Source organism: Synechococcus sp. CCY 9618 (genome assembly GCF_019038415.1).
Taxonomy (GTDB): domain Bacteria; phylum Cyanobacteriota; class Cyanobacteriia; order PCC-6307; family Cyanobiaceae; genus Cyanobium.
This window is the reverse complement of the sequence record NZ_JAFKRG010000017.1, coordinates 1-14,096: the sequence shown is the minus strand read 5'-3', so window position 1 is coordinate 14,096 and position 14,096 is coordinate 1. Positions and strand designations below refer to the sequence as shown.

At 63.0% G+C, this 14,096-nt stretch carries 15 protein-coding genes; 13 read left to right on the top strand and 2 right to left on the bottom strand.

Going from position 1 to position 14,096, the window contains the following annotated elements:
- Window positions 1-167: 167 nt before the first annotated feature.
- The 6 genes from KUG41_RS04955 to KUG41_RS04930 all read left to right on the top strand — a co-directional run bounded on the left by KUG41_RS04955 (window position 168) and on the right by KUG41_RS04930 (window position 3,882).
- Window positions 168-422, top strand: coding sequence for a type II toxin-antitoxin system RelE/ParE family toxin (locus KUG41_RS04955; protein ID WP_371734028.1), 255 nt, complete (start codon window positions 168-170; stop codon window positions 420-422).
- Window positions 422-730 (top strand): addiction module antidote protein, encoded by a 309-nt coding sequence (locus KUG41_RS04950; protein WP_216901691.1) that lies wholly within the window; start codon window positions 422-424, stop codon window positions 728-730. Before KUG41_RS04955 ends, KUG41_RS04950 begins: the two co-directional genes overlap by 1 nt.
- A gap of 157 nt (window positions 731-887) precedes the next feature.
- Window positions 888-1,466: an O-methyltransferase gene (locus KUG41_RS04945; protein WP_216901689.1), complete on the top strand. Its 579-nt coding sequence runs from the start codon at window positions 888-890 to the stop codon at window positions 1,464-1,466.
- A 155-nt stretch (window positions 1,467-1,621) separates the two neighbouring features.
- Window positions 1,622-2,386, top strand: a complete 765-nt coding sequence (locus KUG41_RS04940) for an AraC family transcriptional regulator (protein ID WP_216901687.1) — start codon at window positions 1,622-1,624, stop codon at window positions 2,384-2,386.
- 43 nt (window positions 2,387-2,429) lie between these two features.
- Complete coding sequence (locus tag KUG41_RS04935) at window positions 2,430-2,810, top strand: VOC family protein (protein WP_216901685.1); 381 nt, start codon at window positions 2,430-2,432, stop codon at window positions 2,808-2,810.
- Window positions 2,811-3,036: 226 nt separating this feature from the next.
- Window positions 3,037-3,882, top strand: coding sequence for an alpha/beta fold hydrolase (locus KUG41_RS04930; RefSeq protein ID WP_216901683.1), 846 nt, complete (start codon window positions 3,037-3,039; stop codon window positions 3,880-3,882).
- 160 nt (window positions 3,883-4,042) lie between these two features.
- On the opposite strand, the gene KUG41_RS04925 is transcribed toward KUG41_RS04930, so the two are convergent.
- Together KUG41_RS04925 and KUG41_RS04920 are read right to left on the bottom strand one after the other, a co-directional pair.
- Window positions 4,043-7,153 carry an efflux RND transporter permease subunit gene (locus KUG41_RS04925; protein ID WP_371734027.1) on the bottom strand — a complete coding sequence of 1,037 codons (3,111 nt, stop codon included), beginning with the start codon at window positions 7,151-7,153 and terminating at the stop codon, window positions 4,043-4,045.
- The gene (locus KUG41_RS04920) at window positions 7,150-8,394 is read right to left on the bottom strand and encodes an efflux RND transporter periplasmic adaptor subunit (RefSeq protein ID WP_216901679.1); all 1,245 of its coding nucleotides are present in this window, start codon (window positions 8,392-8,394) and stop codon (window positions 7,150-7,152) included. The genes KUG41_RS04925 and KUG41_RS04920 overlap by 4 nt, the downstream gene beginning before the upstream one ends.
- 164 nt (window positions 8,395-8,558) lie before the next feature.
- Between KUG41_RS04920 and KUG41_RS04915 the strand changes: the two genes are divergently transcribed.
- The 7 genes from KUG41_RS04915 to KUG41_RS04885 all read left to right on the top strand — a co-directional run bounded on the left by KUG41_RS04915 (window position 8,559) and on the right by KUG41_RS04885 (window position 14,004).
- The gene (locus KUG41_RS04915; protein WP_216901677.1) at window positions 8,559-9,131 is read left to right on the top strand and encodes a PadR family transcriptional regulator; all 573 of its coding nucleotides are present in this window, start codon (window positions 8,559-8,561) and stop codon (window positions 9,129-9,131) included.
- A 164-nt stretch (window positions 9,132-9,295) separates the two neighbouring features.
- Window positions 9,296-9,862: a TetR/AcrR family transcriptional regulator gene (locus KUG41_RS04910; protein ID WP_216901675.1), complete on the top strand. Its 567-nt coding sequence runs from the start codon at window positions 9,296-9,298 to the stop codon at window positions 9,860-9,862.
- 102 nt (window positions 9,863-9,964) lie between these two features.
- On the top strand, window positions 9,965-10,774 hold the full coding sequence (locus KUG41_RS04905) for an SDR family oxidoreductase (RefSeq protein ID WP_216901673.1): 810 nt from the start codon (window positions 9,965-9,967) through the stop codon (window positions 10,772-10,774).
- A gap of 853 nt (window positions 10,775-11,627) precedes the next feature.
- Window positions 11,628-12,077 carry an arsenic resistance N-acetyltransferase ArsN2 gene (arsN2, locus tag KUG41_RS04900; RefSeq protein ID WP_216901671.1) on the top strand — a complete coding sequence of 150 codons (450 nt, stop codon included), beginning with the start codon at window positions 11,628-11,630 and terminating at the stop codon, window positions 12,075-12,077.
- Between the two features lie 429 nt (window positions 12,078-12,506).
- Entirely contained in the window at window positions 12,507-12,692 is a 186-nt protein-coding gene (locus KUG41_RS04895; protein WP_216901669.1) for a hypothetical protein, read from the top strand.
- Window positions 12,693-12,899: 207 nt separating this feature from the next.
- Window positions 12,900-13,349, top strand: coding sequence for a hypothetical protein (locus KUG41_RS04890; protein WP_216901667.1), 450 nt, complete (start codon window positions 12,900-12,902; stop codon window positions 13,347-13,349).
- A 259-nt stretch (window positions 13,350-13,608) separates the two neighbouring features.
- The gene (locus tag KUG41_RS04885; protein WP_216901665.1) at window positions 13,609-14,004 is read left to right on the top strand and encodes a PPC domain-containing DNA-binding protein; all 396 of its coding nucleotides are present in this window, start codon (window positions 13,609-13,611) and stop codon (window positions 14,002-14,004) included.
- Window positions 14,005-14,096: the final 92 nt, after the last annotated feature.

The following is a 14,096-nucleotide window of genomic DNA, read 5'->3' as shown; positions in this document are numbered from 1 at the left end:
TGTGGCGTTTGCGTTTCATGGGGCTTCTCCTGGCCAAGTCTGGCCGGTAGGGAAGCTCTCATAAGGCCTGGATCAGTTTTTGGGGTCCACGTCACGATCAACTTGACTGTTTGAAGGATGTGTCGTCCTTGCTGGGAGCCAGAACTGCAGCGTCGCGTGGTCGTAGCCTGGAGGCTACTGTTGCTGAATGGTTGAAGTCCGCCAGACAGAGCGGTTCGTCCGATGGCAATCCTGGAGACGTCAAGCCCGTTGGGCCCGGCGTGTCGGAGTTGCGGATCAACTACGGCCCTGGATACAGGGTCTGCTACCTGAAGAGGGGAGCCGCCTTAATCATCCTTTTGGCTGGCGGAGACAAAAGTTCACAAGCCAAGGACATTGATGAGGCCCTTCTGTTGGCAGACAACCTGACGGAGGAGATCTGATGAAAACCACGACCACCGCCTACGACGTTGCCGAGCATCTACGAACATCGGAGGAGATGGCGGCCTACCTGGAAGCCTGCTTTGAGGAGGCGGATGGCGATGCTGCCTTCATTGCCAAAGCTTTGGGCGACATTGCACGGGCCCAGGGGATGACCCAGGTGGCCAGAGACTCAGGACTTTCGAGGGAGAGCCTCTACAAGGCCTTATTTGGTGAGCGCAGTCCGAGCTTTGACACCATCCTGAAGGTCGTCTCGGCCCTTGGGCTGAAGTTGAGCGCCAGTGTTAGAAGTGAGGCTGAGGTGACTTGAGCTCTGCTGATGCGGTGTAAGTCCGCAATCCGCCTATGGTGATGCGACACCTTCGAACAAGCTCCTGGAGTGGACAGGCCGCAGTCGACTCTGCTGCGATTGCGATAGCTTCTTGCCGGCCACTCGGGGGCAGCGTTAGAGCAATTACAGGATTTCTATGAACGACCGAGACAGGCTGAACGAACCCAAGGCTGTAGAGGGTCTATGGAATGACTCTGTGGCAGCGGGATTCTCTATGGCGTCAGATCCACTGACTTGCTCGCTGTTGAGGACGCTTGCAGCTTTAAAGCCTTCAGCTCGATTTCTTGAGCTTGGCTCAGGAACAGGTCTTTCAACTGCATGGATTCTTGAAGGCATGGATCAATCTTCTTCTTTGATTACAGTGGACAACGATGAGTCATTGATAGGGATTCTCAGGAATCATCTTGGCTCTGATCCGCGCCTGGAGATTGTTTGTGCTGACGGCGACTCTTTCCTGCAATCGCTGGATGGTGAGCACTATGATTTCATTTTTGCGGATACATGGTCAGGAAAGTACCGCTTTCTTGACGAGGCCCTTGAGTTGGTTAAGCCTGGAGGTCTTTACATCATTGACGACATGCTTCCGCAACCAAACTGGCCTGATGGCCACGCTGCCAATGTCGAGAATCTTATTAACTACTTGGATGCCGATTGTAGGTTCCACGTCACAAAGATATCGTGGGCAAGTGGCATCATTCTCGCAACAAAGCTCTAACATGCCGCTGCAGTGGATGGGTGGCACCTATTCTGTCAATCCCAAGAAGGATCAGCCCCAATTGCTCATGCCCACCACTGAGCGGCAGGGTAGGCCTCTCAGCGGAACCGTCTCACGACCGGCTTAAGCATGTTCATCGCCCGATCTCTCCACCGATGTACTCCCCCGCCGTTGACGGCTTCTCGTTTCGTGGCTCGGCCGTAAGGTACACCGAATCTCCGCCCCCGGAGGGTCTTGTTGACGTGGTGCACTGCTTCTGGGAACTCCGGACCATTGCCGAACTGCCGGATGACTTTCACTATCACGCACTACCCGACGCGTGCGTAAACCTGCTGTTCAATCTAACCGACACCGAGATCGCCGGGGTCACGGCGCTACATACGGAAGCGACAACACTTAATCTCGGCAGGTCATTCCACTACGTTGGGGTTCAGTTCTATCCAGGCGCATGGCAGGGGGATCGAGCCGAAGTTGTGGACAGCTATGTAGGAACACCGTACCGCGGCAGCTTACCGCTGGTGGAAACGAGCCGCCGCCTCAAGGGTCTCGAGTTCATGGATATGGCGCCCGCACTATCCGAACTGGTGCAGTGGTGTATGGCCCATGGCCATGCGAGAGCGAATCCAATCACAGCGCGAATTCTTTCGAATCTTGACGCTATTCGGTCTGTTGCCGAGATGGCCACATTGGTTCAGCTCTCCACACGACAGTTGCAGCGTACGCTCCAAAGACTCACAGGCTTCGCGCCCCATGACCTGATCAAAGTGCTGCGGATACAACAGTCCTTCCGAAAGCACTATCTCGACCTGTACGCAGACCAAGCTCATTTCACGCATGCCTTTCGGCAAGCCACGGGCTACACCCCAGTCGAATTTCGCAAACGCTTCGGTGTCCGATCCATACAAGACACCTCGGATTGACGCTACTAACCTACGGGCTCCACTTTCTCTGAAGGAGCTTCCGATGGATAAGCCCAACGCAGTTGGCTGGTTCGACTTGTACGTGGAGGACATGGATCGCGCTGCCACGTTCTACGAGACCGTGTTGTCCCAACAACTGGAATCAATTGACGACCCCACCGAAGAGACGCTCATGCGGGCGTTCACTGCGAATGTGAATTCCTATGGAGCTTCAGGTGCACTCGTCAAGTCTCCCCATGGTCAACCCGGTGTTGGTGGCACCATGGTCTACTTCTCCGTGAACGACTGCGCTAAAGAACAAGCGCGGGTCGTTTCCGCTGGCGGCCGAATTCTGCGCCCCAAATTCGCCATCGGCCAGTTCGGCTGGGTTGCATTATGCATGGACACCGAGGGCAACATGTTCGGACTAAACTCAATGCAATAGGCGCAACTCGACAGGCGAGGCCTAACACCCTCGCTCAAGCTGACCCGCTACGGCAGATGCTGTAAGCCTGCTCCGCGGGTTGCTTAGCTCAAACGTTAGGCTGACTGCCACACCAGAGAAGAAGCCAAAGCAAACAAGCAACTAGAGGAGAGGGAGTCTATCCATGAATCGCCTCCTTGTACTTCGCTTAAGCTGCTGACTTCATTCGACACCTGGGAAGCAAATCATGGCCATCGACTTTCCGGAGGATAAATACATTGATGTTGACGGGGTGAACACACGATACTGGGCCTTGGGCGAGAAGGGTCAGCCAGTTCTTTTTATTCACGGCCAAGGTGGCGCTATTGACTATTGGTATAAGAACATCTTTGAACTTGCCGAACATCATAAAGTCTATGCCCTGGATTGGGTTGGATCTGGCAAGTCTGACAAGCCAAATGCGACTTACACTCTTGATGACATCAGCCAATTCATCATCCGTTTCATGGATTTGGTTGGCATGCCTCACGCCTCGTTGATCGCAGGCTCTGTGGGAGGAATGCTTGCTCTCAAGATTGCACTGCAATGTCCAAATAGAGTCGACAAGCTTGTATTGATAGCTATCGGCGGTTTAGGGAAAGAAGTTCCGTTTCCCGCAAGGTTAACCTCACTCCCAATGGTTGGTGAAGTGTTAAATCATCCAAGCCTAGGAGCTGCACGATTCATGATGAGACAGTGCGTTTTTGATCCAGACCCATACCTCAATAACAGCGAGTTCATGGATATGGTGCTGAGGAATATATCTTCTGAGATTTTGCAATTTCAAACTCGTCTATTTCGAACAATGGGAAACTTCTTCGGAATGAAATCTGAGGTCTGGCAAGCCATTCGAAATCGACTGCCTGAGATTCAAGTACCGACCCTCATCCTCTGGGGAAAGCAAGATCGTGCGTTCCCAGTCAGCCACGCTGTGATCGCAGCCAACGGCATTAAAGATTCCCAGATGGTATTGCTTGATGAGTGTGGTCATTTGCCTTACTTGGAATTTGCTCATGAGTTCAACGCATCGGTACTCCAGTTTCTGTCGACTTAGGCAATGCCGCAGCAGCCCAGCAACGCGATTCGCCTGAACTGCCCCCTGAGTCTGCCTGGGAAGTGCGTTGGCTCTTGGCGGAGAGATGATGGCCGCGTCAGGAAGATGTTCCAGATCATCAACGCTGTCAGTGACTGGATCTCACGCTCTTCGAACCCGTTCAATGCTGGCCTGGTGATGATGAAAGCGGCAGGGCGGGGTAAGCGTTGTTCCCCACAGTGCGCATGAGCAGACTGTGGGCGGCTGGCACATAAAACAGCGCCAGCACGGTGGCGCCCACCAGGCCGCCCGACACCGCGATCGCCAGCGGCGGCCAGAAGCCGGTGGGATCGAGCATCAGCGGCACGAAACCGGTGACGGTGGTGAGCGTGGTGGCGATCACGTGGCGGGTGGCATGGAGCACCACGGCGGTGGTGGCGTCGGGGTCGCCGCTGGCGGCGAGCGGATCGGTGCGGATGGCGTTGAGCACCACGATCGAATCGTTGATCGCCAGGCCGATCAGGGCGAGGGTGCCCAGGATGGCGGTGAAACCGAACAGGGAGCCGCTGAGCTTCAGGGCCAGCGCCGCCAGACCCACCGAGAGCAGCGCCACCGAGCCGATCAGAGCCGCCAGCCGGAAGGAGCGGAACGACAGCACCAGGGTGGCGGTGATCAGGATCAGCAGCACCCCCACGGCGGAAAGCAGGTTGGTGATCGCATCGCCGCGGGCGTCGGCTTCACCGCCGTAGGCCAGGCTCACCCCGGGCGGCAGTTGCCAACCGTCCTCTTCCAGCTGCCGGCGGAACCCGCCCAGCGTGGCTGCCGGCAGGGAGCCGGCGGACAGGTGGGCCTGCACCGTATTGATGCGATGGCCGTCACGCCGGTCGATGGCCGCCAGCTCGGGCTCCAGCCGCAGGCGGGCCAGGGCCGAAAGCGGCACGGTGTCGCCGCTGCCGGGCGACACCACGTCGAGGGAGGCCACCTGCTGGAGATCCCCCCGCTGGGCCGCGGCCACCTGCACCCGCACCGGCAGGCTGGTGACGCCCTCCTGGATCGAGCCGCCCACGGCGCCATCGAGGCCGGCCTGCAGCTGCCGGGCGATGGCCCGGTTGTCGAGGCCGCTGCGCAGGGCCTGCGCCTCATCCACCGCCAGGGCAAGGCCCGGCAGGGCTTCGCTGAGGCTGGCGCTGGTGTGGGTCACGGCCGGCAGCTGCGCCAGGCGGCGCCGCAGGTCGTCGCCGATCTGCCGCAGCTGGGCCAGGTCGGGGCCCTGCAGGCGCAGCTCGATCGGCGCCTCGAAGGGCGGACCCTGCTCCAGCTGCTTCACCAGCACCTGCGCTTCCGGGAAGGCGCCATCCAGGCTCTCCTGCAGGGAGCGGATCGTGTCGCGCAGGCGCTCGGTGCCGCGCAGCTGCACCAGGCCCTGGGCGTAATGGGGGGCGTTCTCCTGGGAGGCCACCACGTTGTAGAAGAACGGCGGTGCGCTCTCGCCCAGGAACCAGTGGACATCAGCAACGCCGGGGTGCTCGCGCAGGCGCTGGCGGGCGGCCAGGGCCAGAGCTTCGGTGCGCTCCAGGGAGCTCGGCCTGGGCAGGCGCATCTCGATCTGGAACTGGTCGCGGTTGGTGGGCGGAAAGAACTGCTGCTCGAGGCTGCCGAAGGCCACAAAGCCGAGCACCGGCAACACCAGCGACAGCGCCACCCCCTGCCAGGGACGCCGCAGCACCTGCTGGAGCGTGTGGCTGTAGCGCTGGGTGAGCCGCGGCAGGGTCACCCCCTGCTCCCACCAGCGCGCTTCGATCCCCAGCGGCCGCCAGTGCTGCAGCCGGGCGGAGAGGGCGGGGATCACCGTGAGCGAGAGGAACAGGGAACTGGCCAGCGCCAGGATCACCGTGAGGCCGATTGCACCGATGAATTCGCCCGTGGCTCCCGGCGCCGTGGCGATCGGCACAAAGGCCAGCACCGTGGTGAGGGTGGCGGCCAGCATCGGCACCAGCAGGTAGCCCACCGACTGCCGCACCGCTGCGCCGCTGGAGGCGCCGCCGCGCAGGCGCTGCTGCACCTCATCGACCACCACGATGGCGTTGTCGATCAGCAGCCCCAGGGCGATCACCAGACCGGTGGCCGACATCTGGTGCAGGGGAATCTCCAGCACCCGCATCCAGCCGAACACCATCAGGGCACTGAGGGGCAGGGCCGCCCCCACCACCAACGCCGCCCGGCCGCCGAGCATCAGCACCGACACGGCCACCACCAGCAGCGCACCGGTGATCAGGTTGCCGATCACGCCGTCGAGGCGCTCCTCCACATACCGGCTCTGATCCAGCAACGTGTGCAGGCCCAGGCCGGCGGGCAGGGTGGCGTTCACCTTGTCGAGCTGCTGCCGAGCCTGCTGCGCCCAGCGGTCGACGCGCTCACCGGAGGCCACCGTGGCTGACACCACCACGGCCGGATGGCCATGCACCAGCGCCAGCCGGCCGGCGGGGTCGCGCACACCACGGCTCACCGCCGCCACCTGCCCGAGGCGGGCGCTGGCGCCATCGGCGCCCGTCTGCAGGGGGATGGCACGGATGCGCTCCAGGGAATCGAGGGCGCCATCCACCTGCAGCAGCAGCCCATGGCGCTGGCCTTGAACCTCTCCGGCGGCCTCCTTGGCGTCGCTGGCGGCGATGCGCTCGGAGAGGCCGCGGGCCGTCAGCCCGAGCCGGGCCAGCTCCCGGGCGCCGATCTGCACCCGGATCTCCTCTGTGGGCTCGCCGCTGAGCTCCACCTTGTCGGTGCCGGGCAGGGCACGCAGCCGGTCTTGCAGATCCTCCGCCAGCCGGGCCAGCAGCCCCAGGTTGGCGGGGCCGGGCAGCTCCCAGGTGAGGCCCACGATCAGGGCGCTGGCGCCGATGTTGCCGTCGCGGAAGTCGGGCCTGGAGGCCTCCGGCGGCAGCCGCGGAGTGGCATCGTCGAGCTTGCTGCGCACCTGGCTCCACACCGGCGCCACCTCGCGGATCGCATCCTTGAGAACCACCGCGATCACCGAGGTGCCGGAGGAGGACGTGGAGTCGAGATGGTCCACCGCCTCCAGCTCCAGCAGGGCCTGCTCCAGCGGTTCGGTGAGCAGCGATTCGACCCGCTCCGGCGTGGCGCCCGGCAGGCTGGTGACCACCAGGGCATTGCGCTGGGTGAGCAGCGGATCCTCCAGCCGCGGCAGCGTGAGCAGCGACGACACCCCCCAGACCACCACCAGCAGCAGGGTGAGCAGCAGAAGCTGGCGGTTGCGATGAAACAGATCGAGCCTCACAGCGCCGCCTGCACCCATTGGCCCGGCACCACGCGGTGGGTGCCGGTGGCGATCACCTGCTCACCGGGGCGCAGGGTGCCGCGCACCAGCGAGCGGTCGCCCTCGGTATGCACGATCTCCACCAGACGGCGGGCCACCTGCCGTGCCGGCGGTGGCGTTTGGGCCGCCGCCGGCGATGGGGGCGCCAGCACATAGACCGACCAGAGCCCCCGCTCCGCCGCCACCAGGGCGTCGGTGGGCAACCAGAAGCCCTCCCCCGCTTCGCTGCGCCGCAGGCTGAGGTGTGCCGTCGCGCCCACCGGCAGATCCTCGGCCGGCAACCGCAGCACCACCGTGACCGTGCGGCTGCCGGCATCGAGCTGGGGCAGCACGGCGCTGATGGTGGCGCTGAGGCGGCGATCGCCAACGCTCACGGGGTGGGTTTCGCCCAGCCGCAGGCCCTGGGCGACGGCGGGAGGCACCCCCACCCGCACCTCGCGGGGGGCGGCTTCCACCAGGGTGAGCAGGGCCTGGCCGCTGCTCACCGCCATGCCCTCATCGAGCAACCGCCGGCTCACCGTGGCGGCGAAGGGGGCCACCAGCACGCTGCGGGCCAGGTCGACATCGATCTGGCGCAGGCGGGCGCGAAGCTCATCGACCTGGCTGTCGGCCTGGGCCAGGCGACTGGCCAGCGCCCCGGCGCCATAGATCTGCTGGTCGAGGTCCTCGCGGGAGATCGCCCCCTGGGCATGGAGCTGGCGGCGCCGTTCCCGCCGCAGCTCCGCAAGGGTGAGCTCCTGGCGCACTTCCTGCACGGCGGCCCGGGCAGTGCGCTGTTGCGCCAGCAGCTGCTGGCGCTGGGCCAGCAGCCGGCGGCGGTCGAGGCGGGCCAGGGGCTGGCCAGCCAGCACCGGATCCCCCTCCTCCACCAGCACCTGCTCCAGGGTGCCGGCGAGCTCAAAGCCGAGGCTGCTGCTGCGCCCGGCCACCACCTCGCCGGTGTACTCCCGGCTGGTGACATACCGGCTCACCGGCTGCGCCAAGACCACCGCCACGGGCAGGGCCTTGGCCGCCGGCGGCCGGGGACGGGGGGCGACGGCCAGGGCCAGCCCAAGGGCGCTGGCGGCAGTGACGGTGAACGGCAGCAGCCAGCGTCGCCGGCTGGAGCCGAGGCGCCGCAGGAGCCGACGCAGGCCGCCAGCCAGCCCTGGCGGCGGCACTGGGGAGCCGGGAGGAGACAGGGCGGCAGGCAGGGAGGCCATCGAAACAAGGCAGCGGGGTCCAACCTGTGAATACTCAAGAGGTTGGGCATGCGCAAAAGTGTATGCACACTAAGTTGGCTAGGTCAATGGGGCCAAGGCCTGCGGCAAAGCAGGATCGGAAGGGCAAGATCAGAGGGCCCAGCTCCGCTGCCGATCGTTCCCCCATGGCCCTGGCCCACACGATCCTCACCGTGCTCTGCGAGCAGCCCGCCAGCGGCTACGCCATCAGCAAGCAGTTCGAGCAAACCATCGCCTGCTACTGGAAAGCCAGCCAGCAGCAGATCTACCGGGAACTGGCCGCCATGGAGGCGAAGGGTTGGCTGAATCATCAGCTGGTGCCCCAGACGGGCAAGCCCGACAAAAAGGTGTTCGCCCTCACCGCCAGCGGCCGCGAGGAACTCGACCGCTGGAACCGATCACCCACCGAACCCACCCCGATCCGGGAGGACCTGGGGGTGCGGGTGCTCGGTGGCGCCCACATGCCCCGGGCGGTGCTGATCGAGGAACTGGAGCGGCGACGGGGCATCCATCAACAGAACCTGGACACCTACCTGCAGCGGGAGAGGGAATTCCAGGCCCTGGACGCCCCGAGCCTCCAGGGCCAGTTCCGCTACCTCACCCTGCGCCGGGGCATCCTCTACGAGCAGGAATGGGTCCGCTGGTGCGATGAGGTGATCGCCTTTCTGCAGGCGCAGCCGGCTGGTGAAACGGAGCGCGTGAAGTCGCCCGGGAAGTAAGGCAACGGTTGACCAAGCCCCAAGGGGGAACAGTTCAGCTGCGGGGCTGAACCGATCACACCAGAGCCATGGCTGCCCAACAGGGACAGCATGGGCCCGTGAGCAGCCATGCCCTGAAGGCGGGCTGCCTGCGAAGGACTGGCCTCCATGGCATGATTCCTGTCATGCGATACGCCAAGGACCATAAGCAAGAGGTGCGCAAGCGCATCCTTGATACGGCGGCGAAAGCGTTGCGTCGCAACGGACTCTCGGGCATCGGCATCCCGGCACTGATGAAAGGTGCCGGCCTTACCCATGGCGCCTTTTATTCCCATTTCGCCAGCCGAGACGTCCTGGTGGCTGAGGCCATCGGCACGGCGGCTGCCGCCAGCGCAGACACGACCCTGGGCGACGCCCACTCTCTTGAGCAGAGCCTGGCCCTTTACCTCTCACCTGAGCATCTCAGCCATCCGGAGCTGGGCTGCGTGATTGCAGCTCTCGGAGGCGAGGGGGCCCGCCAGTCGCCACCTGTTCGCTCTGCCTTCGCGGCAGCGGCCCGGGGGATGCTTGCGGCGATCGAACGCAAGCTGAAGCCCCACGAACCGTCCCCGGCGCCGAGTGATGCGGCGTTGCAGCTCGCGGCGGCGATGGTGGGATCGGTGCTTCTCGCCCGCCTGGTGGACGACCCGGCCCTGGCCCGGCGCCTGCTCGCCGCCACAAGCACCCTTGGCACCGCGGCTGAAGGGAGCTGAAGCGCCCCCCGGGAAACGCACCCTTTTTTTGATCTATTGCATGATGGCCATCATGGCTTACATTGGCGAGCCGCCATCCCTCCAACCCTTGCTCTTTCGCCGATGACACCAGCCCACACACGGCGCCAACAGCGTTTTCTCTCCCGCTACGGACCCTGGGCCGTCGTCACCGGAGCCTCTTCCGGCATCGGCCGCGCCCTGGCCTGCCGACTGGCGGAAGCGGGGCTGAACCTGGTGCTGGTGGCCCGCCGTCGGGCGCCGCTGGAGGCCCTCGCGGCTGGCCTGAGCGCCCAGCACAAGGTGCAGGTGCGCGTAAGCGCCCTGGATCTGGCGCGGGAGGACCATCTCCATCAGCTCGGCAACGCCACCGAGGCGCTGGAGGTGGGCCTGCTGGTGGCCGCCGCCGGCTTCGGCAGCTCCGGCCCCTTCCTCGATGCCGACATCACCGCCGAGACCGAGATGCTGATGGTGAACGGCCGGGCAGTGCTGCAGATGTGCCACCACTACGGGAGCCGCTTCCGGGCGCAGGGCCGTGGCGGCCTGGTGCTGTTCAGCTCGATCGTGGGTTTTCAGGGCATGCCCTATGCGGCCCACTACGCGGCCACCAAGGCCTATGTGCAGGCCTTGGCCGAGGCCCTGCAAGTGGAGCTCAGCCCCTGCGGCGTGGATGTGCTGGCGGCCGCGCCGGGGCCCACCAGCAGCGGCTTTGCGGCACGGGCCGGGATGCGGATGGGAAACGCCCTGGATCCCGAAGCCATCGCCCAGCCGATCCTCGATGCTCTGGGACGCCAGACCACCGTGCTGCCGGGCACGCTCTCGAAGCTGTTGGTCTACGCCCTGATTCCCCTGCCGCGCAGGGCACGGGTGCGGATCATGGGCAGGGTGATGCGTGGAATGAGCACCCACGCCTGAGCCACCACAAACAGCACCACGTTTCGGAGAACGCTGCCCATGGATGGACGCAAGCCACGAATCCAAGCCTCCTGGGTGACACCTTCATGGACAGGCCCCGGCTTGAACCAGAGCACCTATCCGCAAGTCATGTGTGCCACCGGTGAGTGAAGACGTGGCACGAAATAATCGTCTCCACCACAGATAGTCGGGGCAAAGAACATAAGCTCTCCGTCCATGCACAACATGGCGCTCGCCCTTGCTCCCATCGGTCGCTTGACGCTTCGCGATACTGCCGGGAAGCGCCAGTTCGATCTACATGGGGCTTATCAAGTGGATAGATGCCTCCTCCCTACGGAGGAGTCAGCAATTCCGCCAAGGGGTCCGAAGTCCGGGTCTGGCTCCAGTGATTCGACGCAACGGAGTGGGACCAGCAGGTGGAGGACGACGGTGCTCCAGGCCACTTGGACTAGTTTGCAAATGTAGCGATGAGCGACAGTCAGGCGGTTCGATGCTCTGAAACATGAAGCATCACACAAACCCAAGCTTCTGGGCGTGCGTTGATCCACTCGCTTCGAATACAAAACTCCTGGACGATCTCTGCTTCGTATGACTCAAGGCCGAACCACGCCATCCTTCGCTCCACTTCAAGATGGTCCGCAGATTCTGATCAGCCGGGGCTGGACTTCGGATCAACGCGTTAGCTGAGGAGGCAACCAGCCATGAATTGATGTGGGCCTGGATTGGCGGTCATGCAGAGTGCAATCAACAACTCCGCTTTAAAGCCTGACCTTCCAAGGCCGAAGACGGGTGCAGGCTTTATCCTTCATGGTCAAGAGGCTCTGCCTGCTTCTGGCCTGGACCGACACGCATGATGAACTACAGCATTCAACCCGCATGGTTTGATGGCAGCATTATCGCGCTTCTTCAGAGCAATCATCTGCTCACCTCCGACATTGAGGCTGGAACTGAAGTTTCGTTGTTTGCTGCTGGCTCAGATCAAGAACTTTCTGGCGTCGTTGGTATTCAGGTCTTTGGCCCAACAGCATTACTGCGTTCTCTAGCTGTTTCAGAGACAGAGCGAGGCAAGGGTTTGGGAACTGCACTTGTCCGCCGTGCAGAGGAACATGCAGTTTCATTGGGCATCGGGTCCATCTACCTGCTCACCATGACTGCGAAGCAGTTCTTTGAGGCGCAGGGTTACAGCACGGTAAACCGAAAAGAGGCGCCAACGTCCATTGCAGGCACCTGTCAGTTTTCTCGTCTGTGTCCGAGCTCATCGGCCTTCATGGTCAAGGTGCTTGCCTGTCCAACAAGGCACTGAACCGGAAGATCCAGCCCCCATGTCGCGGCGTCAGGTTGTCCGGTGGCCCCGGTCGATTGGCTCCATGCCAGACAATAGCCGGGCTCTCGCTACAGGATCAATGGCCTATCGGCTCGTTAATGGCGCCTCTGGTGCATTCTTCTGCATCGCGATTGTCTTGTCCGCCGTCTCCGACCACACGATCGGCCCTGTTCTGGCTGCAGTCGGGCTCGGGCTCCTGGGTATCAATGTGTCGTCTGCGCCTGTCGTCATCAACGCTCACTCCTTTCACGTATCGGGCCCCTGCCGTGACAATTTGGGGAATGTAGCCTAGCCATTCATTCAAGCGCTCAGAGTTTTTCCAGATTCCTTGCCGGAGATATCCAGGCTGGCCATGCATGCGGAGAAACCAGCCTGGTTCTGCTGCCATTGGCTTTCGTCTGTTTGTACATGTTCTTCGCGATTTCAGGCCCACTGCTGGTGAGTGTCTCGTCACCCATGGGCCAGAGCCTATGTTGGTCGATCTCGATTTTCATCGGCTCTTCCGGCTGGCGTTACGCGCGCAGGCGCGATTGTGTGAAGCTCGCGTTCGCCGAGGCTGAAATGGACAAGATTGGCAGAAAGCATCATCATTGAGCCGGTTACTGCCTTGCGGAATACCGGCTTTGGTTGTCTGAGTCCTCGGCTCTGGACGCTCGGCTGGTAAGTGATTCCGCTGGAGCTGGTCCGTGCGTTCGGCAGGCTGCCAGCTGTGGTTGAGCCAGTGTGGAAGGAGTACATTCTGGAGCACCGACACAAGACTCTCCATAGCCCGCAGAACGAAACTTGTTGCGACATCACACCATGCTGAGTTCCTTCATCCGCCTGCGCTCCTCCAGATTTCCGATCCTTCCGGGTGAGGACGACGAACTGGTGAATGAGGGCATGTATGGCAAGGCCCTCGCCATCTATCTGACCGAAAAGTTGCCGGAGAAAGGCTATGCCACCGCTGGCTATGGCTGTGAAGACTGGGGCTGGTGGGTCGGGCTGGCGGGCTTTCCGTTCACGTTCGGCGTCTGCATCTACGGACGCCGATGGGAAGATGGCGATCTGGATCTGTACGTCAGCGATGGCGCCATTGCTACGCATCGTTGGAGTTGGCGGACCTGTCGTTTCATTGAATCCGGAGCCGGCCCGGCGGCTGCCCGGTTGCACAGCGATCTCCTCAGCCTGTTTGCCGCTGATCCTGAGATCCACGTGCTCGCCACCGACCTGGAACTGCCGTTTGTGGATTCCAGCCAGAGCGGTGAATAACGATTCCAACCGGTAGAGTTCCCCTGGCCATCATCTGTTGCGGTTTGGACGGCCAACGAACGATGCGGCAGAAGTCGGAGACGACGAAGTCGCTTCTCCCCTCCCCCCCCTGGCCACTGGGAACCCCAGGATTTCACCCTCTCGGCCCTGCCGATGGATCCCCAGCTATTGCACAGCACCCGCACGATCGGCCTGCTGGAATCCCGCGGGGGCCCGGGCCCGGCGGCAGCGGCAGGGCCAGGGGCCTGAGGTGAGCGCCATGGAATTTCGCCCGCTGCGGCTGCCTCCCGGTGTGGATCTGCGCCGGGAGCTGGAAACCATGGCCGGGGACGACCCGGAGTTCTGTGGGTTCATCGTCTCCGGCATCGGCAGCCTGGAAAACCCCATGCTTCGTTTCGCCGGCCGGGCCGCTGGGGTGGTACTTGAAGGGCCGTTCGAGGTGGTCTCCCTTGCCGGCACGGTCACCCCTGACGGCGCCCATCTGCACGTGGTCGTGGCCGACGGGGAAGGCCGGACCCTCGGCGGACACCTCTGCCATGGGTCTGCGGTGCGCACCACGATGGAGCTGCTGCTGGGACATCCAGAGGCCTGGCGCCTGAGCCGGGAACGGGATGCCGCCACGGGCCACCTGGAACTGAAGATCACACCGGCCTAGGAGGCTGCTGAAATAGCCGCCGCTCCAAGACCCTCCAGAGCAGAGTGGGTTCTGCTGTGAGCCTTGTGGCTTTCCCGCCGGGAGTCTTGCTC

Excerpts from the sequence above, each read along its gene's own strand:
- KUG41_RS04950 (WP_216901691.1), top strand. The coding sequence starts at position 422 with ATGAAAACCACGACCACCGCCTACGACGTTGCCGAGCATCTACGAACA.
- KUG41_RS04945 (WP_216901689.1), top strand. The coding sequence starts at position 888 with ATGAACGACCGAGACAGGCTGAACGAACCCAAGGCTGTAGAGGGTCTA.
- KUG41_RS04940 (WP_216901687.1), top strand. The coding sequence starts at position 1,622 with ATGTACTCCCCCGCCGTTGACGGCTTCTCGTTTCGTGGCTCGGCCGTA.
- KUG41_RS04935 (WP_216901685.1), top strand. The coding sequence starts at position 2,430 with ATGGATAAGCCCAACGCAGTTGGCTGGTTCGACTTGTACGTGGAGGAC.
- KUG41_RS04930 (WP_216901683.1), top strand. The coding sequence starts at position 3,037 with ATGGCCATCGACTTTCCGGAGGATAAATACATTGATGTTGACGGGGTG.
- KUG41_RS04920 (WP_216901679.1), bottom strand. The coding sequence starts at position 8,394 with ATGGCCTCCCTGCCTGCCGCCCTGTCTCCTCCCGGCTCCCCAGTGCCG.
- KUG41_RS04915 (WP_216901677.1), top strand. The coding sequence starts at position 8,559 with ATGGCCCTGGCCCACACGATCCTCACCGTGCTCTGCGAGCAGCCCGCC.
- KUG41_RS04910 (WP_216901675.1), top strand. The coding sequence starts at position 9,296 with ATGCGATACGCCAAGGACCATAAGCAAGAGGTGCGCAAGCGCATCCTT.
- KUG41_RS04905 (WP_216901673.1), top strand. The coding sequence starts at position 9,965 with ATGACACCAGCCCACACACGGCGCCAACAGCGTTTTCTCTCCCGCTAC.
- arsN2 (WP_216901671.1), top strand. The coding sequence starts at position 11,628 with ATGAACTACAGCATTCAACCCGCATGGTTTGATGGCAGCATTATCGCG.
- KUG41_RS04895 (WP_216901669.1), top strand. The coding sequence starts at position 12,507 with ATGTTCTTCGCGATTTCAGGCCCACTGCTGGTGAGTGTCTCGTCACCC.
- KUG41_RS04890 (WP_216901667.1), top strand. The coding sequence starts at position 12,900 with ATGCTGAGTTCCTTCATCCGCCTGCGCTCCTCCAGATTTCCGATCCTT.
- KUG41_RS04885 (WP_216901665.1), top strand. The coding sequence starts at position 13,609 with ATGGAATTTCGCCCGCTGCGGCTGCCTCCCGGTGTGGATCTGCGCCGG.